This is a genomic window from Sutterella parvirubra YIT 11816 (assembly GCF_000250875.1).
Classification (GTDB): Bacteria; Pseudomonadota; Gammaproteobacteria; order Burkholderiales; family Burkholderiaceae_F; genus Sutterella; species Sutterella parvirubra.
In genome coordinates this window covers 15,521-40,750 of the sequence record NZ_JH605020.1, presented here as the reverse complement: position 1 = coordinate 40,750, position 25,230 = coordinate 15,521, and the positions used below count along the sequence as shown (strand labels likewise).

The following is a 25,230-nucleotide window of genomic DNA, read 5'->3' as shown; positions in this document are numbered from 1 at the left end:
GAGCGTTCAGCGTTGAGCGCCGCAGCTTACTTCAGCGCGGAGGGCAGAAGCAGACCTTCGACGTCGACGGCCTTTTCCATCATGCCGTTGTCGATCAGGAACTTCTGATCGGCTTCAAGCCCCTTGATGTCGTCCGCGGTGAGCGTATCGTAGAAGCCCGACCAGTCGTAGAGCTTCGCCGCGTCTTCGAGCGTCACGCCCTGCTCCTTGGCGCCGATTTTGAGCGCTTCATCGCGGTTCGCGCGGATCCAGGCGAGCGCTTCACGGTTCACGTCCACGACGCGCTGGTAGGCTTCGGGGTACTTTTCCGCGAACTCGCGGCGAACCGTCATGACGAGGTTCGGTTCGACGTAGCCTTCGCAGGTCGTGATCACCTTGGCGCCGGCTTCTTCGGCCTGGATGATGAGGTTGGCGGCGAGAAGGCCCGCTTCGGCCTTGCCTGCCGCGACGGCGGTCATCGCGGCGCCCGGATCCATGTTGACGAAGTCGACGTCGTTGATCGACATGCCTTCCTTGACGAGCGCGGCGACGAGGAGCTGATGGAGCACCGTGCCCTTCGGGCCGACGACGGTCTTGCCCTTCAGGTCCTTCACGCTCGTCACGCCGCCCGGGCGACCGACGATCGCGAAGATTTCCTTCGGGTGCGCGACGCCCGTCGCGACGGCGATGGGCGTGCCCTGGCCGGCGGCGAGCAGGAGGCTCGCCGTGTTCATCACGGCCGAGAAGTCGAGCGCGCCCGAGGCCATCGCCTGGGACTGCTGCGCGCCGGAGTTGATGACGCGCCAGTTGATCTTGACGCCGTCGGCTTCGAAGGCCTTCTCGAGCATGCCGCGTTCCTTCATGACGATGTTCTGAAGGTTGAACGGGGCCTTGACGTAGGTGATGTTGATCGCTTCGGGCATGGTCGCCGCGGAAAGCGCCGTGCTGACGACCATCGCGGCGGCCGCCAGAATGTGCTTGATCTTCATGGTGTTGAAAGATTCCGTACGGATTTTTGAAAGCTTCGATGATGGGATGCGGCCGACGCGTTGCGCGTGAAGGCCGTCCGTACGCGGAAGTCTAACCAAAGAAGACGCTGAGAAGCTTACGGGCAGGCAGGATTCAACACTGAAGAAGCGTGCCCAGGAGGCGTTCTTCCAACGCCGCCACCTCCGGGTCCGTCAACGCCCGGGGGCGCGCCGCGCGGACCTCTTCGGTCTCCACGAACCCGCCTCCTTCCATCACGTGGATGCGGTCCGCGAGCAGCACGGCTTCGCGCACGTCGTGCGTGATCAAAAGCACCGTCATCGCGTCCGTCGTGAAGAGCTTCGCGCACTCGCGCTGAAGCGCGGTGCGCGTCAACGCATCGAGCGCGCCGAAGGGTTCGTCGAGAAGCAGAAGCCGCGGGCGCGTCGCCAGGGCGCGCGCGAGCGCCGCGCGCTGGGCCTGTCCGCCCGAGAGCTGGTGCGGGGCGTCGCCCGCACGGTCTCCGAGGCCCACCATGGCGAGCGCCTCGACGGCGCGCGCGAAGCGCGCGTCGTCGGACATGGGTTCGTGCATGAGCGCGAGCGCGACGTTTTCCGCGAGGCTCTTCCAGGGGAGGAGCTTCGGCGCCTGAAAGACGATCGCGGTGCGCTCGGGGCGCCCTTCGATCGTGCCCGCGTCCGGCATGATGAGCCCGGCGGCGATTTTGAGGAGCGTCGTCTTCCCGCAGCCCGAGCGCCCGAGAAGGGCCGTCACGCGGCCGGCTTCCAACGTGAAGGAAAGGTCTGCGAGCGGCGTCGCCTTCGGATAGCGCTTGGTGACGCCTTCGAAGCGCACCTCGACGGGGGCGTCGGCCGGGGCACAAGGCCCGGCGGGCTCCCTGTCCTTTGCGGCGGCTCGGGTCGCCCCGAGCCCCGCGGGCTCCTTCGCCTTCGGAACGAGCCCCGAGAGGACGCGCATGAGGAGCGCGTCCGCGGCGATCCCGAGGAGCGCGATGACGAGGATCCCCACCATCACGCGGTCGGTCTGGCCCAAGGCGGAGGCGTCTTCGATGAGGTAGCCGAGACCGGAGGCGGCGGCCAGGAGTTCCGCCCCCACCAGCGCGCGCCAGGCGTAGCCGAAGCCCACGCGGACGCCCCGCAGCAGCTCGGGCGCGGCGCCCGGAAGGAGGACGTGCCGGAGCGCTTCGCGCGGCGTGAGGCGCAGCGCCTCAATCAATTCTCCCCACTCGCGGGCGGCGCCGCGGAGCGCTCCCACGGCGGCGACGTGCACCGGGAAGAAGCTCGAAAGAATGACGATCGCAAGTTTCGGCCCTTCGTCGATCCCGAGCCAGAGGATGAGAAGCGGAATGAGCGCGAGGGGCGGGACGACGCGAAGCGACTCCAAGACGCCCGAGAGGAGCGTCTCCGCGTGAGGGCGACGGAAGAAGAGGAACGCCAACCCCAACGCGAGGGCGGAGGCGGCGGCGAAGCCCGCCGCCACGCGCGCGAGCGACGCGGCGGTGTGCTTCCAGAGTTCGCCCGAGACCGCCATCGACCAGGCGCTCTCCAAGACGCGGCCCGGCGTCGGAAGGAGGATCGCGGGGATCTCACCCGAGCGCGAAGCGGTCCACCAAAGGGCGAGGAGGAGAAGCGGGAGCACCAGTCGGAGGGCGAGTCGTGTCATGAGGGCGGCGGAAAGTCGGATCGTAGGTGTGATTATCCTTCAACGAAAAACGGCCGGCGGGCCGCCCGAGGGCGTTCCGTGCCGGCCGAATGTCGTCGCGATGGAGAGGTCTTACACGAGGAAGATCATGTCCATCAGGAAGAAGGTCGGGAAGAGAATGCCGACCGACCAGATCATGTAGCCGAAGAAGCTCGGCATCTTGACGCCGCGTTCGTTGCAGATCGCGACGGTCATGAAGTTCGGGGCGTTCCCGATGTAGCTCACCGCACCCATGAAGACCGAACCCATCGAGATCGCCATCAGGGTCTGGGCGTCTTCGGTCATGAGGATCGCGGGATCGCCGCCCGCGAGGTTGAAGAACGCGAGGTACGTCGGCGCGTTGTCGAGGAACGCGGAGAGCGAGCCCGTGAGCCAGAAGAAGACGGTGTTGTTGAAGGTGCCGTCGGCGTAGGTGACGAGCGAGACCAAGGGCGCGAAGGCGCCGTCCATGCCCGCGCGGAGCATTTCGAGGACCGGCACGATGCAGACGAAGATCCCGAAGAAGAGCTTGCCGACTTCGAGGATCGGATCCCACGTGAAGTGGTTGGCTTCGCGGGTGGCCTTCGCCGTGAAGACGAGGGACATCGCCGCGGTGGCAAGGAAGATCGCGTCGCGCGCGAGGCTCTCCAAGGCGAAGTGCACGCCGAGGAACGTCACTTCAACGCCCGGGTGCCAGACGCCGGAGAGGAGCACCGCACCGATGATGAAGGCGAGGAAGAGGATGTTCACCTTGCCGTCGAGGCCGAAGGCCTTCGTGTCTTCGGGGGCCTTGAAGCCGTCGGCGACGTCCTTCCTGAACATCACGCTGTCGATCGCGAGGTAGACGGCGAGCAGGATGCCGCAGGTGACGAGCCAGGGCAGAAGCATGTGCTCGGCCGTCCAGAAGAAGGAGACGCCCTTCAGGAACCCGAGAAAGAGCGGGGGGTCGCCCAGAGGCGTGAGGCTCCCGCCCACGTTCGCCACGAGGAAGATGAAGAAGATGAAGGTGTGGACCTTGCGCTTGCGGCCTTCGTTCGCGTGGATGAGCGGGCGAATGAGGAGCATCGCCGCGCCGGTCGTCCCCATGAAGTTCGCGAGCACGGCGCCCAAGGCGAGAAAGCCCGCGTTGACGATCGGGCGCCCGACGAAGGTGCCGCGCACGTGAATGCCGCCCGCCACGATGAAGAGCGAGCCCACGAAGATGAGGAAGGGAACGTAGTCGACGAGAAGAATGTGGATCACCGCGTCGATCCCGGTGCCGAAACCCAAAAAGAGGCAGAGCGGCACCGCGCAGGCGAGCGCCCAGAAGACGGCGATCTTGCCGAAGTGGTGGTGCCAGAACTGCGGCGCCAGAAGCGGACAGAGCGCGATCGAGAGGAGGATCCCGGCGAAGGGGACCGCCCAGGCGAGACCGAGCGTGGAGCCGTCGAGTGAGGCGGCGTTGGCGATGGCGGGAATGGCGAGCATGGCCGATCCCGCGAAGAGGGAAAGTGCCTTGAAGGACACGTTGGACTCCTTGATGTTTTTAGTATGGCCCCGGAGGGAGAGGCTGAAGCGCGTCAGAGGAGACGGCTTCGACCAACGATGACTGCGTTGGAAAGCGCGCCGCGGGGGATGCTGAGGCGGAGGGCGTTTTCCGATGCAGACAGGGTGAGGCCGCCCCGCGGGCGGCCTCGGCGTCAACCTTACAACGTTTTTCGTCGAAAAAGGGGTCGGGGGACCGATTTTTTTTCGTGCGAGAAAGCCCTGAGAACCCCGGTCAGCGGTCGATTCCGAAGACCTGGCGAAGGTAGTTCAAGTAGCTCTCGTCCTCGCACATGCCCTTTTCGGGGGCGTCCGAGATCTTCGCGACCGGCTGACCGTTCGCGCGCACCATCTTGATGACGACGTTGAGGGGCGTGGGACCGCGGTCGTTCATGAGGTTGGTGCCGATCCCGAAACCCAGCCCCACGCGGCCGCGGAAGCGCCGCCAGAGTTCGAGCACGCGCGGAATCGTGAGAGCGTCCGAGAAGATGAGCGACTTGCTGCGGGGGTCGCACTTGTTCTTCGTCCAGTGCTCGATCATGCGCTCGCCCCAGACGAAGGGATCGCCCGAATCGTGGCGCGCCCCGTCGAAGAGCTTGCAGAAGTACATGTCGAAGTCCTTGAGGAAGGGCTCCATCCCGTAGACGTCGGAGAGCGCGATCCCGAGGTCGCCGCGGTATTCCTTCGCCCACATCTCAAAGCCGAAGACCTGACTGTCGCGAAGGCGCGGCCCCAGCGCCTGACAGGCCTGGAGGTATTCGTGCGCCATCGTCCCCAAGGGAAGAAGCCCGTGCTTCTTCGCGAAGAAGACGTTGGAGGTGCCGAGGAAGTGGTACCCGAGGCCGTCCCGCAGGCGCAGGATCACCTTCTCCTGCCACGCGCGCGAGAAGCGCCGGCGGGTGCCGTAGTCGGAGATCCTGAGCTCGGCGTTCTCGGGCTCATCGAGGATCATCCGGATCTTGGCGTCGAGCCTGCGCTCACCCTCTTCTTCCGTGAGGTCCGGGTACATGCGGCGGAAGTAGACTTCGTTCACGATCGCGAGCACCGGGATCTCAAAGAGGATCGTGTGGAGCCACGGCCCCGCGATGTGGATGTCGATCCCGCAGGGGTAGTCGTCCGAGGGCTTCACCTCGACGTACTTTTCCTTCAGATGAAAGAGGCTCAGAAACTCGACGTAGTCGTTCTTGATGAAGCGCAGACCCCGGAGGTAGTCGAGTTCGCCCTCGGTGAAGGTGAGGGTCGTGAGGTGCCGGATCTCCTCCCGGATTTCGTCCAAGAAGGGGCGCAGATCGACGCCGGGCGTGCGGCACTTGAAGCGGTATTCGACTTCCGCCCCGGGGAACTGATGCAGCACGCACTGCTGCATCGTGAACTTGTAGAGGTCGGTGTCGAGGAGCGATTCGATGATCATGCCGGCTTCTCCCAGGAATTACAGAAGCGCGCGGGCCGCACGCCAACGGGGGTCCGCGTCGGGCGCGGGGCGCCCGGCCTCTTCAGGCATCAGGCGCGCGAGGCGCGCGGCGAAGGCGTCCGTGGGGGTCCAGCGGGCGGCGACGCCGTCCAAAAGCCCGTCCAACTCGTCCCCGTGGTTGCAGTGGAGCACCATGTCGCAGCCGGCCGCGAGCGCCGAGACCGCGCGCTCCGCAGGGGTGCTCCCCGCCCAACGGCCCGTGATCGAGCCCGCCATCGAGAGGTCGTCCGAGAAGACGAGACCGTCGAAACCGAGCTTCCCGCGAAGAACGTCCTGGAGGAGTTCCGGCACGTAGGTGGCGGGTTCGTCCGAGAAGGCCGGGTAGACGACGTGCGCGGTCATGACGGCGTCCAAGACCGCGGACAAGGCGCGGTAGGGTTCGGCGTCGCGAAGAATCGCGTCGCGGGTGCGCTCGTCGGTCGGGACCGCGAGGTGGCTGTCGGCCTCGGCCCAACCGTGCCCGGGGAAGTGCTTCCCGCAGGCGGAGAGCCCCGCGGCGGCGAGGCCCCCGATCAGCGCCCGGGCGTTCCGCGCGACGGTTTCGGCCGTGCGCCCGAAGGCGCGGTCGCCGATGACGCCGCTCCTGCCGTAGTCGACGTCCAAGACCGGCGTGAAGCTGAAGTCGACGCCCGCGTGGGCGAGTTCCGCCCCGATCACGTAGCCAGCCGCGGCGAAGCGGCGCTCCGCGTCGGGGCCGGCGGCGATCTCCGCCATCGGCGGAATCGCCGTGAAGCCCTCGCGGAAGCGCTGCACGCGCCCGCCCTCGTGGTCGACCGCAATGAGGATTCCGGGGCGCACGGCGCGCACCGCCGCGGTCAATTCCTTCAACTGGGCGAGGGACGCGAAGTTCCTCGCAAAGAGGATCACCATCCCGGTCATCGGGTGGCGAAGGCGCGCGACGTCCGCAGAAGTGAGGGTCAAACCTTCGAGGTCGACGACGACGGGACCGAAGGTGCGGGCGAGCTCGAGGCGGCGAAGGCTCAGCATCGGGCGACCTCGTCGAGGATCGCTTCGTAGCGGCGGACCGTTTCGGCCATGCCGAATTCAAGGGCTTCCGCCGTCAACGCATGACCGATCGACACTTCGGCGACGTCCTTCGTCGCGCGCAGGAACTGCGCGAGGTTGGTGAGCGACAGGTCGTGCCCGGCGTTCACTTCAAGGCCCGCTTCAATGGCGGCCTCGACGGAGGAGGCATAGGCCGCGAGCACGCCTTCCGCTGCGGGCGTCTCGGCCGCGACCGCCCAGGCTTCGGTGTAGAGTTCGACGCGGTCGGCGCCCAATTCCTTCGCCTTCGCCATCATCTCGGGGACCGGGTCCATGAAGAGGCTCACGCGGCAGCCGAGCGCCTTGGCTTCGTCGATCAAGGGCTTGAGGCGGGCGCACTCGGCCTCGTCCGAGAGGTCGAACCCGTGGTCCGACGTGATCTGGTCCGTCGCATCCGGCACGAACGTCGCCTGGTGCGGGCGCACCGCGCGCAGATGGTCCATCAGGTTGTGGAAGGGATTCCCTTCGATGTTGTATTCGCGGCCGGGGTACTGACGGACGAGCTCGGCCAGGGCCGGGACGTCCGAGGCGCGCACGTGGCGCTCGTCGGGGCGCGGATGCACCGTGAGGCCCGCGGCCCCCGCTTCGAGCGCGATGCGGCCGAAGTAGACCGGATCGGGCCAATTCCCTTCGCGGGCGTTGCGCACGAGGGCGATTTTGTTGAGGTTGACGGACAGCAGCGTGCGGCGCATGAAGCGGCTCCTCCAGATCGAATGGGTCGGGCGCGCGGTCGGCGCCCGGAACGGACGGTCGGCATGAGGCCGCACCGTCTCTGCGCGCGATGACGAACGGGCCGGAGCGGAAAGCCCCGCCTCAGAGTCTCGCGAGATCGCCCAAAATCCGCCGGGCGTGAAGCGTCCGGCTGCCGAGGTGGTGGGCGACGGCTTCCCGGAGAATATCACGCGCCGCGCGGAGCGTCCGCGCGTCCTTGAAATCTCGTGACAAAAGGGCGTCGATCAGAGGCTCATCCCAAAGAACTTCGCCCGGACGCGGGACGTCGTGCCGACCGAGGGCGACCAATGCGCCCTCGCGGAGCACGTAGCCGGAGACGCCCCCGGAAGCTTCGGCGCCCTGCCTGCCGCCCTTCTTGTCGCCCCTCTTCGCCTCCACCGGTGCGGGCTTGGTGAGCCCCCAGCCGAGGTCTTCGAGGAGCGCCAATTCAAAGCGCCTGAGCACCCGCTGGCGGCCCGTGCGGTCTTCGGTCCCGAGGGCGTGAAGCGCCTCGACGTAGGCGCCGAAGAGTTTGGGGTGCGGGTCCTCGCGCTCGGTGAGCTTCACGAGCATCTCGTTCATGTAGAAGCCCGAGAGGAGCGCCTCGCCCGACAAGGGTGCGAGCGTCCCCATCCATTCGGCCTTGATGAGGACCTTCCCTTCATTCCTTCCGGCCCAGGCGAGCCGGAGGGGCGCGAAGGGGACGAGGAGACCGCGCAGGGGCGAGGCCTGACGCTTCGCGCCCTTGGCGATCAGAAAGACGCGCCCGTAACGGAGTGAGAGTACGTCGGCGACCAGGCTCGACTCGCGCCAGGGCCAGGCGTGGAGCACGAACCCCAGTTCGTCGGCGACCCGCTTCGGGGGCGCCTTGGGACCTGCGGTGCGCACCGACCCCGCCTTCGCGGCTTCGGCCGTGCGGAGCACTTCGTCCCAGAGGCGAAGGGCCGCCTCGCGGCGGCGGATCGCCGTCCCGAGGGTGCCCGAGGGGGCGCTCAAATGTTGGGGGAGCGGCGCAGGCGGTTCGGCGGCGTCAGCGGAGTCAGCCGATTCAGCCGCCCCCGCCCGTTGGGGCTGCGGCGCGAGCGTGGGGAAAGGGAGCGGCTCGAACGCGGCCGCCTCCTTCATACCCTCCACGGCATCAAGGGGCCCGAAGGCCCCTTCACGATCAGTCATAACCCAACGACTTCAGCGCGCGGGCGTCGTCGGACCAGCCGCGGCGCACGCGCACCCAGACTTCGAGGTGGAGGCGCTTCCCCAACATCGCGGCGATGTCGGTGCGCGCGAGGCGCGAGATTTCGCGAAGCTTCGCGCCGCCCTCGCCGATCACGATCGGCTTGTGGCTTTCGCGCTCGACGATGAGGGTCGCGATGATCTCGGCGGCTTCGTCCTCTTCCTTCCAGCGGTCGATCGTGACGGCGCAGCCGTACGGAAGCTCGTCGCCCAGAAGGCGGAAGGCCTTCTCGCGGATCGTCTCGGCCGCGAGGAACCGGGGCGAGCGGTCGGTGTAGGTGTCGGGGTCGAAAAACGGCACGCTCTCGGGGAGGAACGCCTTGATTTCTTTCAAAAGCTCGTCGCACTGACGGCCCTTTTCGGCCGACACCGGCACGATCGCGGCGAAGGGGAACTTCTGCATCGATTCGGCCATCAAGGGGAGGAGCTTGTCGCGGCCTTTGAGAAGGTCGGTTTTGTTCAAGGCCAAAATGACGTTCTTCGCGTCCTTCGGGAGGAGGTTGACGACCTCCAGGTCCGCCGGGCGCCAGCCGCCCGATTCGATCACGAGCACGATCGCGTCGACTTCGTTCAGGGTCGACCTCACCTGGCGGTTCATGCGGCGGATCAGCTGCGACCCCACCTTCGTCTGGAACCCCGGCGTGTCGACGAAGACGTACTGGGCGTCCTCTTCGGTGACGACCCCCAAAACGCGGTCGCGCGTCGTCTGGGGCTTCTTCGACGTGATCGACACCTTTTCGCCGATCAACCGGTTGATGAGCGTCGACTTCCCCACGTTGGGGCGGCCCACCACGGCGACGTAGCCGCAGCGGAAGCCCTCGGGCACCGAGGGCGCCGTCGACATCGCGTTCTTCAACATCGCCTCGAAGGCGTCGTCTTCACGGAGCACCACGCCTTCGGCGCCGTCCTCGGCGGTGAGGACTTCTTCCGTCTCCACTTCAGTCTGCAGTTCTTCCTTCGTCATCGCAGATCCCCTCAGCCGCGAACGGCGTTCAATTTGCCCTTCGAGAGTTCCTCAATCGCGAGCGCGGCGGCTTCCTGTTCGGCCGCGCGGCGCGAGCTCGCCTTCCCGTACGTCAGGACCCCAGCGGATTCGATGCGGCACTCGCACGTGAAGGAGCGCTGGTGCGCCGCCCCCGTCGTGTTGACGATCGCGTAGGCCGGGCGCGGCAGGTGCGAGCCCTGGAGCATTTCCTGAAGACGGGTCTTCGGGTCCTTGCTGAAGGTCTCGGGCGTCAGGCTCGAGAGAATCGGCTCGTAGACGCGGAGCACCACCTTCTGCGCCTCTTCGAAGCCCGCTTCGAAGAAGACCGCGCCGAAGATCGCCTCCATCGCGTCGGCGAGGATCGACGCGCGGCGCGCGCCCCCGGTCTTCAGTTCGCCTTCGCCCATGAAGAGGAAGGACGAGAGGTCGAGGGTGAGCGCCAAATCGTGGAGCGTCTTCTCGCAGACGAGGTTCGCGCGCACGCGGGAGAGTTCGCCCTCGGTGAAGTGCCGGTCGCGCAGAAAGAGCGCGTAGCCGATCACGCAGTTCAGAACCGAATCGCCCAGAAATTCGAGGCGTTCGTTGTGCTCCTGCGCGAACGAGCGGTGCGTCACCGCGCGGCGCAGCAGCTTCTTGTCCCGGAATTCGTACCCGATGCGGGATTCAAGCATCGACAGATTGAGCATGCGTATTCCTTCCGGGCCTTAGTTGAAGCCGCCCACGCGGGACATGTCGCTGAAGTTGGCCCAGATGAGGACGGCACGGCCCACCAACTGGCGGTCTTCGACGAAGCCCCAGTAGCGGCTGTCTTCGCTGTTGTCGCGGTTGTCGCCCATCACGAAGTAGCGGCCTTCGGGGACCGTGCAGATGAAGCCTTCCGAGTTGTATTTGCAGCCTTCTTCCCGGCGCATGACGGCGCCCGGGTGCACGGCGGAGGGACGGCGCGGGTCGACGGTCATCAGGTGCGTGACGCCGTTCAACGTCTCGTCGCGCTCGGAGAGCGTGACGAGGGTGTTTTCGTCCACGAAGTCGCGCGGTTCGCTCTGCTTCTGCTCGACGCCGTTGACGAACACCACCTTGTTGCGGTACTCGACCGTGTCGCCCGGCACGCCCACCACGCGCTTGATGTAGTCGACGGACTCGTCCATCGGGTAGTGGAAGACGACGACGTCGCCGCGCTCGGGCGAGCCGATCGGGAGGAACTTGGTGTTCAGAACCGGAATGCGGAGACCGTAGTCGTACTTGTTGACGAGGATGAAGTCCCCGACGTGAAGGGTCGGGAGCATCGAACCCGACGGAATGCGGAAGGGCTCGAAGAGGAAGCTGCGCAGCAGAAACACGATCGCGATCACGGGAAAGAGCCCGGCCGTGTATTCGAGCCACCAGGGTTGGCGCAGGGCGCGCGCCTCCATGTCGTTGCGCTGGTCGATCACGCGCGCGTCGCCGCGGTCGATCGCCTCGCGGTTGGCGGCCTCGAAGGCCGTCACCGCGGCGCGGGCGGCTTCGCGGCGCTTCGGGAGGAAGACGCGGCGGTCCGCCACCCAGAAGACGCCGGTGACGACCGTCAGAATGAAGAGAATGAGCGCGAAGTTCACTTTGGAGCCTCTCCTTACTTTTCGTCGACCTGCAGGATGGCGAGGAACGCTTCCTGCGGAATCTCAACCGAACCGACCTGCTTCATGCGCTTCTTGCCGGCCTTCTGCTTTTCGAGCAACTTGCGCTTACGCGTGATGTCGCCGCCGTAGCACTTCGCGAGCACGTTCTTGCGCAGGGCCTTCACGTTTTCGCGGGCGATGATGTTGGCGCCGATCGCGGCCTGGATCGAGACTTCGTACATCTGACGCGGAATGAGGCCGCGCAGGCGCTGCACGATTTCTCGGCCGCGCGGGATCGCGTTCGAGCGGTGCAGGATCGAGGAGAGCGCGTCGACGCGGTCCCCGTTGATCAGCATGTCGACGCGCACGACGTCGGAGGCGCGGTATTCCTTGAATTCGTAGTCCATCGAGGCGTAGCCGCGGGTCATCGACTTCATGCGGTCGAAGAAGTCGAGCACGATTTCCGCGAGCGGCAGATCGTACGTCAGGTGCACCTGACGCCCGTGGTAGGCGAGGTTCGTCTGCACGCCGCGCTTTTCCTGACAGAGCTTCATCACGGCGCCGACGTACTCGTCCGGCACGAAGATCGTGACGGTGTCGATCGGCTCGCGGATCTCTTCGATCTTGTCGACGGGCGGGAGCTTCGAGGGGTTTTCGACCTGAACGACTTCGCCGTTCGTCATCAGGACCTCATAGACGACGGAAGGCGCCGTCGTGATGAGGTCCATGTCGTATTCGCGCTCCAAGCGCTCCTGCACGATGTCCATGTGAAGGAGGCCGAGGAAGCCCGCGCGGAAACCGAAGCCCAACGCCTGGGAGACTTCGGGTTCGAACTTCAGAGCGGCGTCGTTCAGCTGCAGCTTCGTCAACGCTTCGCGGAGCGCTTCGTACTGGTTGCTCTCCACCGGGTAGAGCCCGGCGAAGACCTGGGGCTTCACTTCCTTGAAGCCGGGGACGGGTTCGGTCGCGGGCTTGTAGGAATGCGTGATCGTGTCGCCCACGCGGGCGTCCTTCAGTTCCTTGATGCCGGCGATGACGAAGCCCACCTCACCCGCGGTGAGTTCGGTGCGCTGCTGGCTCTTGGGCGTGAAGACTCCGACCTGCTCGCACAAGTGGTTGGCGCCCGTCGCCATCAGCTGGATCTTGTCCTTGGGGCGGAGCGTCCCGTTCACGACGCGCACGAGCATGACGACGCCGACGTAGTTGTCGAACCAGCTGTCGATGATGAGAGCCTGCAAGGGCGACTCGGGGTCGCCTTTGGGCGGGGGCACGTCCCTCACGACGCGCTCCAGAATGTCATCGATCCCCATGCCGGTTTTGGCCGAGCACGGAATCGCATCGGTCGCGTCGATCCCGATCACGTCCTCGATCTCTTCCGCGGCGCCTTCCGGGTTGGCGGAGCCGAGGTCCATCTTGTTCAAAACCGGGATGACTTCCACGCCCAGGTCGATCGCCGTGTAGCAGTTCGCCACGGTCTGCGCTTCGACGCCCTGCGTGGCGTCGACCACCAAAAGCGCGCCTTCGCAGGCGGAGAGCGACCGGCTCACTTCGTACGAGAAGTCGACGTGCCCCGGGGTGTCGATGAGGTTCAGCTCATAGACCTGACCGTCCTTCGCTTTGTACTTGAGCGCCGCGGTCTGCGCCTTGATGGTGATGCCGCGCTCACGCTCCAGGTCCATGCTGTCCAGGACCTGCTCGCTCATCTCGCGGTCGGAGAGCCCACCGCAGCGCTGAATGAGTCGGTCGGCGAGCGTGGACTTGCCGTGGTCGATGTGGGCGATGATGGAAAAATTCCGGATGTTCTGCATCGTCGATCTGTATTGGGAATCGGAGGGCGCGGCCCGGGCTTCCCGTCAGGAATGGGGTCGGAGGGGATGGCGGGAAGTCATTGTCTGACCTCCCCTGCCTGCGGGGCGCGCCGAAAGGGGGCGCCGCCACGTTGGGAAGCGTCCCGAGAACGGATCATTTTAGCAAAGGAGGCCCCGGGCCCGCCGACGAAATCACGCGCGGGCTTGAGGTTCCGGCCGGGGTGGGCGCCTTTCTCTTCGCAGAAAACAAAACCCGCCCGGGTCGGTGCTCCGGACGGGTTTCGGGGTTCGCGTCAACGGGCGCGTTCGATTACTTCTCGAAGCGCTTGTAGATGACGGTCGAGTTCGTCCCGCCGAAGCCGAACGAATTCTTCATCGCGTAGCGGATCGTCATTTCGCGCGCGGCGTTGGCGCAGACGTCGACGTCGCACTCGGGATCCTGCTCGAAGACGTTGATGGTCGGGGGCGAAACCTGGTTCGCGACGGCCATCACGGTGAAGACGGATTCGACGCCGCCGGCGCCGCCCAAGAGGTGGCCCGTCATCGACTTCGTCGAGTTGACGACGATTTTCTTCGCGTGCTCGCCGAAGACTTCCTTGATCGCCTTCACTTCGTTCACGTCGCCCACCGGGGTCGACGTGCCGTGGGCGTTCAGGTAGTCGACCGCACCGGGCGTGATCCCGGCGTTCCGGAGCGCCATGCGCATGCAGCGCGCGGGGCCTTCCATCGACGGGGTCGTGATGTGGTGCGCGTCGCCCGTGAGCCCGTAGCCCACGACTTCGGCGTAGATCTTCGCGCCGCGCGCCAGGGCGTGTTCGAGTTCTTCCAAAACGAGCACGCCCGCACCCTCACCCATCACGAAGCCGTCGCGGTCCTTGTCGAAGGGGCGCGAGGACGTCTTCGGGTCGTCGTTACGGCGCGAGAGCGCGCGCATCGCGTCGAAGGCGCCCATGGCGAGCTCGTGCACGGTCGCTTCGGCGCCGCCCGCCACCATCGCGACGGCGTCGCCGCGGCGGATGATGTGCATGGCTTCGCCGATCGCGTGCAGGCCCGTCGAGCAGGCGGTCACGTGGGCGATGTTCGGGCCCTGGAGGTTCTTCATGATCGCGAGCTGACCCGAGGTCATGTTGATGATGCTCCCGGGGATCATGAAGGGCGAGATGCGGCGGGGACCGCGGTCGCGCAGCGCATCGTGGTTCGCGCAGATGACGGGGAGGCCCCCGATCCCGGAGCCGATCGCGACGCCCACTTCCGGGGCGAGCTCGTCGGTGATCTCCAGGCCGGAGTCTTCCAAGGCCATGAGGCCGGCGGCGACGCCGAAGTGGACGAACCGGTCGAAGCGGCGGATTTCCTGCACGCCCAGGTACTTCGAAGGGTCGAAGTCCTTGACTTCGCCGGCGATCTGGCTGCCGAGCGCCGAGGCGTCGAAGCGCGTCACGCGGTCGATGCCGCAGACGCCTTCGAGCGCGGCCTTCCAACTCGTTTCGAGATCGTTGCCGAGCGGGGAAACCATCCCGAGCCCGGTGACGACGACACGTCGATTGGTCATGTGAGTCCCTTTGATTCTGTTCGCTGCGCCCGGGCCGGGAGGCCCGAACGGATTAACGGATGCGGGGGATGCATCCCGCCCCCATAAGACGATGGGACCCTCTTTTGAAGGTCCCATCCGTCGGGTGCACGGGGTTTCTCTCCCGCGCCGGTTGAAGTGCGTGCGCCTTACTTGGCGACGGCGCCCTTCACGAAGTCGATCGCCTGCTGAACCGTGCGGAGGTTTTCCTGCTCGGTGTCGGGGATTTCGATGCCGAAGGCGTCTTCGAGGGCGAGCGACATTTCAACGGTCGTGAGCGAGTCGGCGCCGAGATCTTCGATGAAGGAGGATTCGTTCTTGATGTCCTCTTCCTTGATGCCGAGCTGTTCGGCAACGATCTTCTTCACCTTCAGTTCAATGTCTTCCATTTGGATATCTCCGTACGGGTCTTTTGACTTGTTGTAAGCAGGCCGCCCGGGCGTCCGGAGAGCCTATTGAATTTGAATATGGTCGAATATTTTAACAGAGCACCGGGGGCGCTGCGAGCGCGCGTCACCCCATAAACATGCCGCCGTTGACGTGAAGCGTCGTGCCCGTCACGTAGCGGCCGGCGTCGCTCGCCAAGAAGAGGCAGGCGTTGGCGATGTCATCCGTTCGGCCGAGGCGGCCCAGGGGGATCTGCGCGAGAAGCGCGTCGCGGTGGGCTTCCGGGAGCTCACGCGTCATGTCGGTGTCGATGAAGCCCGGAGCGACGCAGTTCACCGTAATCCCGCGGGAGCCGATTTCGCGCGCGAGCGACTTCGACATGCCGATCAAACCCGCCTTCGCGGCGGCGTAGTTCGCCTGACCGGCGTTCCCCATCGCGCCCACGACGCTCGTGATCGAGATGATGGCGCCCTGGCGCTGCTTCATCATCGGGCGGATGCAGGCGCGCGCCAAGCGGAAGGCGGCGGTCAGGTCCGTCTCGATCACTTCGTCCCACTGCTCGTCCTTCATGCGAAGCGCCAACGTGTCGCGCGTGATCCCGGCGTTGTTGACGAGGACGTCGATGCGGCCTTCCTCTTCGACGATCTTGGCTACAAGCGCGGCCGACGCTTCCGCGTCGCAGACGTTCAGCACGACGCCCCGGCCGCGGCCGCCCGCTTCGGCGATCTTGGCCGTGATGCGTTCGGCGCCCGAGTCGGAGGTCGCCGTGCCGATCACGACGGCGCCAGCACGGGCGAAGGCTTCGAGGACGGCGGCGCCGATCCCTCGGGAGGCGCCGGTGATGAGAACGACGCGGTCTTGGAGCGCTTCGTTCGAGAAGATCTGGTGTTCCATGGGGAGTGTCCCTTTTCGATTTATTCGGCCTTGACCGCTTCGAGCGTTGCCGCGAGCGAATCGGCGTCGGTGATGTTGAAGGTCGCGAGTTCGGGGGCGATGCGGCGGATCATGCCGGTCAGAACCTTCCCCGGACCGCATTCGACGACGTGCGTGACGCCTTCCGCCTTCATGCGTTCGATCGTCTTCACCCACTGGACGGCCGACGCCGCCTGGCGCGCGAGTGCCGTGCGGATTTCCGCGACGTCGGCGTGCGTTTCCACGTCGACGTTGTGGATGACGGGGATCGCGGGGGCGTTCATCGCGACCGTCTCCAGCTTCGCCGCGAGCTTTTCCGCGGCGGGCTCGAGCATGCTCGAGTGGAAGGGGGCGGAGACGGGAAGGACGATCGCGCGGCGGCAGCCGCGGGCCTTGGCGGCGTCGATCGCGGCGTCGAGAGCGGCCTTCTCACCCGCGATCACGACCTGACCGGGGGCGTTGAAGTTGACGGCTTCGACGGTGCCGACGGACGCCGCTTCCGCGCAGGCCGCACGGACGTCGTCGTCGCTCAAACCAATAATGGCGGCCATGCCGCCCACGCCCACGGGCACGGCGCTCTGCATGGCTTCGGCGCGGAATCGGACGAGCCGGACGGCGTCTTCGAGCGTGAAGACCCCGGCGGCGGTGAGCGCGGAGTATTCCCCGAGGGAGCGCCCGGCCAGAACCTCGGGTTCGGGGCCGCCCGCCGCGCGCCAGGCTTCAAGGAACGCGACCGAGCTCGCGAGCATCGCGGGCTGGGTGTTGACCGTGAGGCCGAGTTCTTCGGCGGGACCCTCAGCGATGAGGCGGGTGAGCGGGAAGCTCAACGCGGCGTCCGCGCGGTTCATGATGTCTTCGACGGCGGCGTTCCCGGCAAAGCCCGAAAGCATGCCGACGGTCTGGCTCCCCTGACCGGGGAAAACGAAAGCAATGCGCATCTTGGAAGAGAACCCCCGTAGGGCGGTTCCTGTGGGTGGAGGGACGGGCTCTGAGAAGGCCCTTCCCTGTGGTGTTCGGTTCGGATCGGGGTGGAGTTTATCAGCGCCGGGGCACCCCAAACTCACCCCTTCGGCCTATGGTTAGCCCCGAGTTTGCGCGGTGTCGGGCGCGTGGGTCAAGAGGTTTTCAGCGCCCTTCACCTCGAAGACTCATCAGGCCCAGCGCACGAGGGCGGAGCCCCAGGCCATGCCGGCGCCGACCGCCTGCAGAAGGACGAGTTCGCCCGACTTCACCATGCCGTTCCGGACGGCGTGGTCCAAGGCGAGCGGCACGCTCGCCGCGGACGTGTTCCCGTGCTCGGCGACGGTCTTCACCATGCGCTCCTCAGGAATCCCCAACTTGTGCGCGACCATGCTCATGATGCGCAGGTTCGCCTGGTGCGGGACGAAGAGCGCGACGTCCTCAGTCCTCACGCACGCGAGCGACGCGACCTCCTTCGCGGAAGTCGTGAGCCCCTCGACCGCGAGCTTGAAGACCTGACGGCCGTCCATGCGGATGAAGGGGTCGCCGACGATCCGGCCTTCGACCAACTTCGCATCCAACCCCAGGACCTTTTCGTCGTGGCGCCCGTCCGCGTACATGCGCGCGGCGAGGACCCCCGGGTCGGACGAAGCGGACATCACGACGGCGCCCGCGCCGTCGCCGAAGAGCACGCAGGTCGAGCGGTCCTTGAAGTCGACGACGCGCGAGAGCGTCTCGGCGCCGATCACGATCGCATGACGGTAGGGGCCGGCCCGCAGCATCGCGTCGGCGGCGTTCAACGCATAGATGAAGCCCGCGCAGACGGCCTGCACGTCGAAGGCCGCGCAGCCGGGCGCGCCGATCGCGGCCTGCACCTGGGCCGCGGTCGACGGGAAGATCCGGTCGGGAGTGGTCGTCGCCACGATGATGAGGTCGATTTCGGAGGCGTCGAGCCCCGAGCGGCCGAGCGCTTCGCGGGCGGCCGCGACGGCGAGCGACGTCGTCCCTTCGCCCTGCGTGGGGTCGCAGAAGCGGCGCGCTTCGATCCCGGTGCGGGTGCGGATCCATTCGTCGTTCGTTTCGATGCCGTCCCGCAGCAGACGGGCGGCGAGCTCGTCGTTCGTGACGCGGTGCGCGGGGAGAGCCGCCCCCGTGGCGATGATTCTCGAGTACATGGTTGTCTGATCCATCCGGCGGTGTAGTTGGAGACGAATGTTAACGGGCCGCACCCGGGTACCCCAAGGAGAAACCCCGGGATTTGCAACAACGCGTGACCTTCATGAGGCGTACGGATGAGGCCGGAAGCCCACAGCGGCGGGCGAAGCGCCGGACGCAGGGCAACAAAAAAGGGAACAACCCCGAAGGATCATTCCCTTTTTCTTCGCTTCACCGGAAAACCCGCGGGCGGCATCGCCGTCGCCGCAGCCTTCGATTCCTCGTCTCCCTGATCTCTGGAAACCTTCACACGAGAGCAACTCTAGTTCTCACCGTGGGGTTCGCGCGTTGCATCATGCGCGCAAAGACTTGCGGAAACGCAGGGAGGCTCGAACCGCTTTGCGGTCTGCGGAACGAACGACGGAAGCTTCTGTCGCCGCCCCTGCTTCGGGCATCCCGGATCGGGCGCTGACGAATTATTCGTCGGCCTTGGTCGCGATCACCTTCTTGCCGCGGTAGAAACCGGTCGGGCTGATGTGGTGACGGCGATGGACTTCACCCGTCGTCGCTTCGATGGCGGTGGGCGGGTTGGTCAAAAAGTCGTGAGCACGGTGGTTACCGCGCTTCGAGGTGGATTTCTTGTTCTGCTGAACAGCCATGGCAAACCCCACGTATGAACTACGAGTGATTGATTCAATGTCCGCACCGAGCACTCGCAAAACTCAGAACGCGGACTTCCGGAAACGTGTTCCCGCAGGGGTCGCCCCCAACGGAAAGTTGAGGATTTTACCAAACCCTCAACGGTTTATCAGCCGCCGGGCGGACTTTTTGAGGGTCCGACCGGCGACAAGAAAAAAGGGAGCTCATCGAAGCTCCCTTTCTTTGAAATCTGGAGCGGGAGACGAGTCTCGAACTCGCGACCTCAACCTTGGCAAGGTTGCGCTCTACCAACTGAGCTACTCCCGCGTCGACAGGATTCAGGATCCGGGCCCAGGGGGCCGAAGGGATTGGAGCGGGAGACGAGTCTCGAACTCGCGACCTCAACCTTGGCAAGGTTGCGCTCTACCAACTGAGCTACTCCCGCAATCTGTCCTGCGAAGAATGTGAATTATACGGCCTTCAACGCGTTTGTCAAGAGGCTTCAAAAATTTTTTTGAAGTTCTCCGAAACCCCCGGGAATCGGGGGGTTTCCGGCCGGGGGCGTCACCCTCAACCGGGCGGCCTACGCCGTTAACGCTGCTGGTGCCGGGAACGGGACTCGAACCCGTAAGCCCAACGGGCGGCGGATTTTAAGTCCGCTACGGCTACCAATTTCGTCACCCCGGCGCCGATGTGAAAAAAGGGGAAACTTCTTGAGCTTCCCCTTCTTTTCGATGTTCTGGAGCGGGAGACGAGTCTCGAACTCGCGACCTCAACCTTGGCAAGGTTGCGCTCTACCAACTGAGCTACTCCCGCGTGGAGGCGCGAGGCGGAATCGAACCGCCGTGAACGGATTTGCAATCCGGTGCATAGCCACTTTGCTATCGCGCCGCCTTTCAAATTGTGTTCAGTGGAGCGGGAGACGAGTCTCGAACTCGCGACCTCAACCTTGGCAAGGTTGCGCTCTACCAACTGAGCTACTCCCGCACTGAGAAGATGAATTATACGGAGAAAGCGGGGCGTGTCAAGAATCCGCGGAAAAATTTTTGAAGGCGGCTTTCGGCCCTCTTCCGGCCCCTTCAGCGCGCCGATCGGCGCGCTCCACGGCGCTCTTTTCCGGGCGATCCCGGCGCCGGTTGAGATGTCGGCCTGGATGCCGCCCAGCGAACGGGACCACCCTGCTCCGCCCTGTTCCGCCCACACGCATGAAGGTGGTGCCGGGCACGTCAAAACCGAAGGCCATCCCTTAGGTCGCCAACAGTTCCCCGATGAATAGCGCGCCGCTTTGGGGTCGTCGACGGTTCCTCCAAATCTTTGGCCCATAGAGGCCGCCAACAGTTCCCCAGACCCAAGATGAAAAAACGCCCCCGGAAACCGGAGGCGTTTTTCATCTCGGGGCCGGCCCCGAAGGACCGGCTTGACCGAACGTCTATCAGAAGAGGCCGACGGCGAGGAAGCCGAGGACGACCGAGAAGACGATGGCGATGAGACCCGGGAGGAAGAAGGCGTGGTTGAACACCCACTTGCCGATGCGGGTCGTACCCGTGTAGTCCATCTGGACCGCGCCGAGCAGCGTCGGGTAGGTCGGGAGAACGAACAGGGCGGAAACGGCGGCGAACGAAGCGACGAGCATGTAGGAGTCGCCCGGGTTCGCGGCGGTGATGCCGAGAGCGGCAACGATGGCCGGCGTGATGGCCTTCGCGGTCGCGGCCTGCGAGTAGAGGAGCATGGCGGCGATGAAGAACACGACGGCGAGGAGGGCCGGGTACTGCGAAACCGTACCGGCGGCGAGTTCCTTGATTTCGTTGCTGTGGTTGCTGACGAAGGTGTCGCCCAACCAGGCCACGCCGAACACGCAGATCACGGCGATCATGCCGGACTGGAAGACCGAGCTCGAGCCGATCTTGCTGACGTCGATCTTGCAGCAGAACGAGATCAGGGTGGCGATGATGAACATCACGGACCAGATGGCCGCGTCACGCGGGACGATGACCGGGTCGATGATGCCGACCGCAGGCGAGATCGCGGAGGCATAGAGCACCACGAAGATGACGCCGAGGAGGAAGATCAGAACGGACAGCTTGGCGTGCGGCAGGAGCGCGGGACGTTCGCCGGCATTCGGAGCCTTCACGAGACCCTTGGCGAGGCGTTCCATGTAGACCGGGTCGCTGTCGAGGTCCATCTTCGAGATGAGCGTCATCACGAAGGCGGTGAGCATGCAGGCGACGAAGGTCGTCACGATCCAGATGCCGAGCAGCAGCGGGTAGGACCAGCCGAACTCTTCGAGCACGCCGGACATGTAGATCACGGCGGCGGACACGGGCGAAGCCGTAATGGCGATCTGGGAGGCAACCACGGCGATCGACAGCGGAACGCACGGACGGATGTGCTGTTCCTTCGCGACTTCAACGATGACCGGAATCATCGAGAAGGCGGTGTGGCCGGTACCCGCGAAGAGCGTCAGGGCGTACGTGACGACCGGGGCGAGGTAGTTGATCTGCTTCGGGTTGCGGCGGAGGATGCCTTCGGCGATGCGCACGAGGTAGTCAAGACCGCCGGCCAACTGCATGGCCGCGATGGCCGCGATCACCGAACCGATGATCAGGATCACGTCCCAGGGCACGTTGCCCGGCTTCATGCCGAAGACAAGACCAAGGACCAGCACGCCGGCGCCGCCGACGTAGCCGATGCCGATGCCGCCGAGGCGAACACCGAGGAAGATCGCCGCGAGAACGACGATGAACTCAAGAAGGATAGAGATGTCCATATTGTTCGATCGGGACGGCGTGAGCCGCTCCGAAAGCTCTCTTTGGTTGGTGGAGTCCCCGGATCATGGCCCGGGTTTTAGTTATGGCGGAACGGACCTGCGGGGGTTCCGCAGATCCGTTCTGTCACTCATTCACCGAATTACTTTTCGAACTTCGGGTTGATGAGGTTTTCGTACGTGAAGGTGCGATCCCACTGTTCCTGGGTCATCATCTTCTTTTCTTCAACGACGAGCTGGTGCAGCGACTTGCCGGTGAGGAAGCCTTCGCGGGCGACGTTGGCGCAGGGCTTGTAGCCGAAGTGCGGCTTCAAGAGCGTCACGATGCCGAGCGAACCCATCACGAGGTCCTTGCAGCGGTCGGCGTTGACGACGATGCCGTCGACGCACTTTTCACGCATCGCGATGCAGGCGTTGGTCATGACCTTCATCTGCATGTAGAGGGCGAACGTGATGACCGGTTCCATGACGTTCAGTTCGAGCTGGCCGGCGGAGGCGGCGAGCATGACCGTCGTGTCGAGACCGATCGCGAGGAACGAGGCCTGGTTGGTCACTTCCGGGATGACGGGGTTGACCTTGCCCGGCATGATCGAGGAACCAGGCTGGAGCTGCGGCAGGACGAGTTCGGAGAGACCCGTACGCGGACCGGAGGCAAGGAGGCGGAGGTCGTTGCAGACCTTCGTCAGCTTGACGGCAAGGCTCTTGACGGCGGACGAGAGGGCGACGTAGGAGCCGCAGTCCGACGTGGCGGCGATGAGGTCGTCGCTGTTCTTGAAGTCGATGCCGGTGATTTCAGCGAGGTACTTGACGGCGAGGGCCGGGTATTCCGGATGAGCCGTCACGGTCGTGCCGATGGCGGTGGCGCCGAGGTTGACGACCTTGAGGTGTTCCTGCGCTTCCTTGATGATCGCGATTTCGTCTTCGATCGTCTTGCCCCAGCCGTGGAATTCCTGGCCGAAGGACATCGGAACCGCGTCCTGGAGGTGGGTGCGGCCCATCTTGAGAACGCCCTTGGTTTCTTCAGCCTTGCGGTAGAAGGAATCGCGGAGTTCTTCAACGGCCTTCAGGAGGACGTTCGAACGGAGGATGAGCGAGAGGTGAAGAGCGGTCGGGTACGTGTCGTTCGTCGACTGGCCGAAGTTGGCGTGGTCGTTCGGGGAGACGTACTTGTCGCCCTTGGCAAGGCCGAGGTGTTCGCAAGCGAGGTTGCAGATCACTTCGTTGCAGTTCATGTTCGTGGACGTGCCGGCACCACCCTGGAGCCAGTCGGTCACGAACTGATCGTTGTACTTGCCGGCGATGAGCTGTTCGGAGGCCCAGATCAGCGCGTCAGCGACGTCGGCCGGGATGCAGCCGAGTTCCTTGTTGGCCATGGCCGCAGCCTTCTTCACGTAGCCGTAGGCGATCGCGAAGAACGGTTCCTGCGACATCGGCATTTCCGTGATGTTGAAGTTCTGCTTGCCGCGCATCGTCTGGACGCCGTAGTAGACGTCATCAGGGATCTCGAGCTCGCCAAGGAAGTCGCTTTCAATACGGGACATTTTGTTTGCTCCTCAAATAATCCCGGTGGTGTCAGCCGGTTGTCGGTCTTCCGGCGTGAGGCTGGTCGCCACCAATTGAAATACCTTCATCGGCACCCCATGGGGATTACGGTTTCCCACATGGGGGTTGGTCTGCCGAATCGGGTTTGGTATCTAGTCGCCCCGCAGGGATCTCCGGGTTACCTCGTATGAGATAGTTCTTTAGGGGAGATCTCCTGCAGCACTCCTAAATAATACTACTTAACAGGCTTAATGGGAATAGCCTTCTTCTTGGGGGTGGGAAGAACCTTGTCGTACCCACGCATGCCCTGCTCGGCCATCTTGCGGCGGATGAAGGCGATCTGCGTCTTGAGGGGCAGATCCTTCGGGCAGAAGTCGTGGCAGGCAAGAAGCGACATGCAGCCGAACACGCCCGAATCGTCGCCGATCACTTCGTAGTAGTCGGCGTCGTTGCGGTCGTCGCGCGGGTCGAGACGGAAGCGCGCGATGCGGTTGATGCCGACGCCGCCCACGAAGTCCGGACGGATGCGGACCGTACCGCAGCCCGCGATGCAGCAGCCGCATTCGACGCAGCGGTCGAGAACGTAGATGTCTTCGGCCAACTGCGGATCCATCGGGACTTCCTTCTTGCGGAGGTCGACTTCTTCTTCCTTCATGTGGACCCAGGCTTCCATGCGCTCGGACATGTTGCGCATCCACTTGCCGGTGTTGACCGAGAGGTCACCGATCAGCTCGAACGCCGGGAGCGGCGCGAGCGTGAATTCGGTCGGCAGGTCGCGGGTGAGCGTACGGCAGGCGAGGCCCGGCTTCCCGTTGATCATCATGGCGCACGAACCGCAGATGCCCGCGCGGCACACGAAGTCGAACTGGAGCGTCGGATCCTGGTGGTCACGCAGTTCGTTGAGCGCGATGAAGAGCGTCATCGAGTCGGACTCTTCGAGCTCGTAGGTCTGCATGTGAGGCACGCTTTCCGGATCCTGCGGGTTGTAGCGCAGGATGCTGATCTTGAGAAGGCGATGCTTCTTGGTCGGTTGAACTTGCTGGCTCATTTTTCGCTACAGCTCCAAATTAATCGTTCAAGGGTTCGTCGATGCGTTCGTTCTTGCCCTGCAGACGCTTCGGCAGGAGGTGCTCGTAGGGCATCAGCGCGTTCTGGATTTCGAAACGGTCCTTGCCTTCGGCTTCCATCTTGGCGCGGATGGCGTCGACTTCGGCCTGGCGCTTGGCGGACTCGGGATTTTCGATGTAGTTCTTCACGCCGTAGCCGCGGAAGCCCGGGGGAAGTTCCATCTTGCTGATGTCGAGCGCCTGGTAGGAGAGGGTCGGCAGCGTGTCGCCTTCCTTCCACGTCGCGATCGTACGGTTGAGCCAGTTGACGTCGTCACGCACCGGGAAGTCTTCACGGAAGTGAGCGCCGCGGGATTCCTTGCGGGCGGCGGCACCGGCGGCGACCGTCAGGGCGACGCGGAGCATCTTCTGGGTGCGGTAGGCGTAAACGAGTTCGGGGTTCGGGCCGGCGATGTCCTTGACCGGCACGTTGAAGGAGCGCTTGTAGAGGTCTTCGAGCTCGGAAACGGCGGACTCCATGTCGGCACCCTTGCGGAAGATGCCGATCTTGGTCGTCATGATTTCCTGCATGCGGGTGCGCAGCGCGACGGCGTCTTCGTTGCCGCCGTTCGTCGTGAAGTGCTTGAGCGCGGCTTCCTGCTTGGCAAGCGCGTCGTAGATGATCGAGGTCGGGATGTCGATGCCGTTTTCGGGCTTGTCGCAGAAGTCGGCGATGAATTCACCGACGATCATGCCGGCAACCACGGTTTCGGCAACGGAGTTCCCGCCCAAACGGTTGAAGCCGTGCATGTCCCAGCACGCGGCTTCGCCGGCGGCGAAGAGGCCCTTCAGCGTGGGCGATTCGCCGGTCGGGTTCGTGCGCACGCCGCCCATCGTGTAGTGCTGGGCCGGACGCACGGGCACCCATTCCTTCGTCGGGTCGACGCCGAGGAAGTAGTGGCAGATTTCGTAGACTTCACGCAGCTTGTGCTTGATGTGGTGTTCGCCGAGCAGCGTGATGTCGAGCCAGATGTGTTCGCCGAAGCGGCTCTTCACACCCTTGCCCTGGGCGATGCGTTCTTCCATGCGGCGCGAAACCACGTCGCGGGAAGCGAGTTCCTTCTTTTCGGGTTCGACGTCCGGCATGAAGCGGTGGCCGTCGACGTCACGCAGCAGACCGCCGTCACCGCGGCAGCCTTCCGTCACGAGAATGCCGGCCGGGAAGATGCCGGTCGGGTGGAACT

Annotated in this window: 21 protein-coding genes and 6 tRNA genes; all 27 read right to left on the bottom strand. The window is 64.8% G+C overall.

The window, feature by feature from the left end:
* Positions 1-26: 26 nt before the first annotated feature.
* Positions 27-968 (bottom strand): ABC transporter substrate-binding protein, encoded by a 942-nt coding sequence (locus tag HMPREF9440_RS10220; protein WP_008543952.1) that lies wholly within the window; start codon positions 966-968, stop codon positions 27-29.
* A gap of 133 nt (positions 969-1,101) precedes the next feature.
* Complete coding sequence (locus tag HMPREF9440_RS10215; protein ID WP_008543951.1) at positions 1,102-2,628, bottom strand: ATP-binding cassette domain-containing protein; 1,527 nt, start codon at positions 2,626-2,628, stop codon at positions 1,102-1,104.
* Between the two features lie 111 nt (positions 2,629-2,739).
* Positions 2,740-4,113 carry a sodium:proton antiporter gene (locus tag HMPREF9440_RS10210; RefSeq protein WP_008543949.1) on the bottom strand — a complete coding sequence of 458 codons (1,374 nt, stop codon included), beginning with the start codon at positions 4,111-4,113 and terminating at the stop codon, positions 2,740-2,742.
* 292 nt (positions 4,114-4,405) lie between these two features.
* On the bottom strand, positions 4,406-5,581 hold the full coding sequence (pncB, locus tag HMPREF9440_RS10205) for a nicotinate phosphoribosyltransferase (RefSeq protein WP_008543948.1): 1,176 nt from the start codon (positions 5,579-5,581) through the stop codon (positions 4,406-4,408).
* A gap of 18 nt (positions 5,582-5,599) precedes the next feature.
* On the bottom strand, positions 5,600-6,628 hold the full coding sequence (gene nagZ, locus HMPREF9440_RS10200; RefSeq protein WP_008543947.1) for a beta-N-acetylhexosaminidase: 1,029 nt from the start codon (positions 6,626-6,628) through the stop codon (positions 5,600-5,602).
* On the bottom strand, positions 6,622-7,377 hold the full coding sequence (locus tag HMPREF9440_RS10195; protein WP_008543946.1) for a pyridoxine 5'-phosphate synthase: 756 nt from the start codon (positions 7,375-7,377) through the stop codon (positions 6,622-6,624). The genes nagZ and HMPREF9440_RS10195 overlap by 7 nt, the downstream gene beginning before the upstream one ends.
* 121 nt (positions 7,378-7,498) lie before the next feature.
* On the bottom strand, positions 7,499-8,569 hold the full coding sequence (gene recO / locus HMPREF9440_RS10190; protein ID WP_008543945.1) for a DNA repair protein RecO: 1,071 nt from the start codon (positions 8,567-8,569) through the stop codon (positions 7,499-7,501).
* Positions 8,562-9,470 carry a GTPase Era gene (era, locus tag HMPREF9440_RS10185; RefSeq protein ID WP_040765662.1) on the bottom strand — a complete coding sequence of 303 codons (909 nt, stop codon included), beginning with the start codon at positions 9,468-9,470 and terminating at the stop codon, positions 8,562-8,564. The genes recO and era overlap by 8 nt, the downstream gene beginning before the upstream one ends.
* A 131-nt stretch (positions 9,471-9,601) precedes the next feature.
* Positions 9,602-10,297, bottom strand: coding sequence for a ribonuclease III (gene rnc / locus HMPREF9440_RS10180; protein WP_008543943.1), 696 nt, complete (start codon positions 10,295-10,297; stop codon positions 9,602-9,604).
* An 18-nt stretch (positions 10,298-10,315) separates the two neighbouring features.
* On the bottom strand, positions 10,316-11,206 hold the full coding sequence (gene lepB, locus HMPREF9440_RS10175; RefSeq protein WP_008543942.1) for a signal peptidase I: 891 nt from the start codon (positions 11,204-11,206) through the stop codon (positions 10,316-10,318).
* A gap of 14 nt (positions 11,207-11,220) precedes the next feature.
* Entirely contained in the window at positions 11,221-13,014 is a 1,794-nt protein-coding gene (lepA, locus tag HMPREF9440_RS10170; RefSeq protein ID WP_008543941.1) for a translation elongation factor 4, read from the bottom strand.
* 310 nt (positions 13,015-13,324) lie between these two features.
* Positions 13,325-14,563 carry a beta-ketoacyl-ACP synthase II gene (fabF, locus tag HMPREF9440_RS10165; RefSeq protein WP_008543939.1) on the bottom strand — a complete coding sequence of 413 codons (1,239 nt, stop codon included), beginning with the start codon at positions 14,561-14,563 and terminating at the stop codon, positions 13,325-13,327.
* 167 nt (positions 14,564-14,730) lie between these two features.
* Positions 14,731-14,970 (bottom strand): acyl carrier protein, encoded by a 240-nt coding sequence (gene acpP, locus HMPREF9440_RS10160; RefSeq protein WP_008543938.1) that lies wholly within the window; start codon positions 14,968-14,970, stop codon positions 14,731-14,733.
* Between the two features lie 124 nt (positions 14,971-15,094).
* Positions 15,095-15,862: a 3-oxoacyl-ACP reductase FabG gene (gene fabG / locus HMPREF9440_RS10155; RefSeq protein ID WP_008543937.1), complete on the bottom strand. Its 768-nt coding sequence runs from the start codon at positions 15,860-15,862 to the stop codon at positions 15,095-15,097.
* Positions 15,863-15,882: 20 nt separating this feature from the next.
* Complete coding sequence (gene fabD / locus HMPREF9440_RS10150; protein WP_008543936.1) at positions 15,883-16,818, bottom strand: ACP S-malonyltransferase; 936 nt, start codon at positions 16,816-16,818, stop codon at positions 15,883-15,885.
* 213 nt (positions 16,819-17,031) lie between these two features.
* The gene (locus HMPREF9440_RS10145; protein WP_008543935.1) at positions 17,032-18,030 is read right to left on the bottom strand and encodes a beta-ketoacyl-ACP synthase III; all 999 of its coding nucleotides are present in this window, start codon (positions 18,028-18,030) and stop codon (positions 17,032-17,034) included.
* A gap of 441 nt (positions 18,031-18,471) precedes the next feature.
* Positions 18,472-18,654 carry a 50S ribosomal protein L32 gene (gene rpmF / locus HMPREF9440_RS10140; RefSeq protein WP_008543932.1) on the bottom strand — a complete coding sequence of 61 codons (183 nt, stop codon included), beginning with the start codon at positions 18,652-18,654 and terminating at the stop codon, positions 18,472-18,474.
* 231 nt (positions 18,655-18,885) lie between these two features.
* Positions 18,886-18,961 (bottom strand) — tRNA-Gly (locus HMPREF9440_RS10135).
* A gap of 42 nt (positions 18,962-19,003) precedes the next feature.
* A tRNA-Gly gene (locus HMPREF9440_RS10130) sits at positions 19,004-19,079 on the bottom strand.
* A 156-nt stretch (positions 19,080-19,235) separates the two neighbouring features.
* A tRNA-Leu gene (locus HMPREF9440_RS10125) sits at positions 19,236-19,321 on the bottom strand.
* A 53-nt stretch (positions 19,322-19,374) separates the two neighbouring features.
* Positions 19,375-19,450: transfer RNA gene (locus tag HMPREF9440_RS10120), tRNA-Gly, on the bottom strand.
* A 1-nt stretch (position 19,451) separates the two neighbouring features.
* A tRNA-Cys gene (locus tag HMPREF9440_RS10115) sits at positions 19,452-19,525 on the bottom strand.
* Between the two features lie 20 nt (positions 19,526-19,545).
* Positions 19,546-19,621: transfer RNA gene (locus tag HMPREF9440_RS10110), tRNA-Gly, on the bottom strand.
* 445 nt (positions 19,622-20,066) lie between these two features.
* Positions 20,067-21,401 (bottom strand): anaerobic C4-dicarboxylate transporter, encoded by a 1,335-nt coding sequence (locus tag HMPREF9440_RS10105; RefSeq protein WP_008543931.1) that lies wholly within the window; start codon positions 21,399-21,401, stop codon positions 20,067-20,069.
* 140 nt (positions 21,402-21,541) lie between these two features.
* A complete protein-coding gene (locus HMPREF9440_RS10100) occupies positions 21,542-22,939 on the bottom strand; it encodes an aspartate ammonia-lyase (protein WP_008543930.1) in 1,398 nt (465 codons plus the stop codon).
* Between the two features lie 236 nt (positions 22,940-23,175).
* Positions 23,176-23,988 carry a fumarate reductase iron-sulfur subunit gene (locus tag HMPREF9440_RS10095; protein ID WP_008543928.1) on the bottom strand — a complete coding sequence of 271 codons (813 nt, stop codon included), beginning with the start codon at positions 23,986-23,988 and terminating at the stop codon, positions 23,176-23,178.
* A gap of 19 nt (positions 23,989-24,007) precedes the next feature.
* Positions 24,008-25,230: FAD-binding protein (locus HMPREF9440_RS12310; RefSeq protein ID WP_008543927.1), on the bottom strand; the 1,223-nt coding region annotated here is incomplete at its 5' end.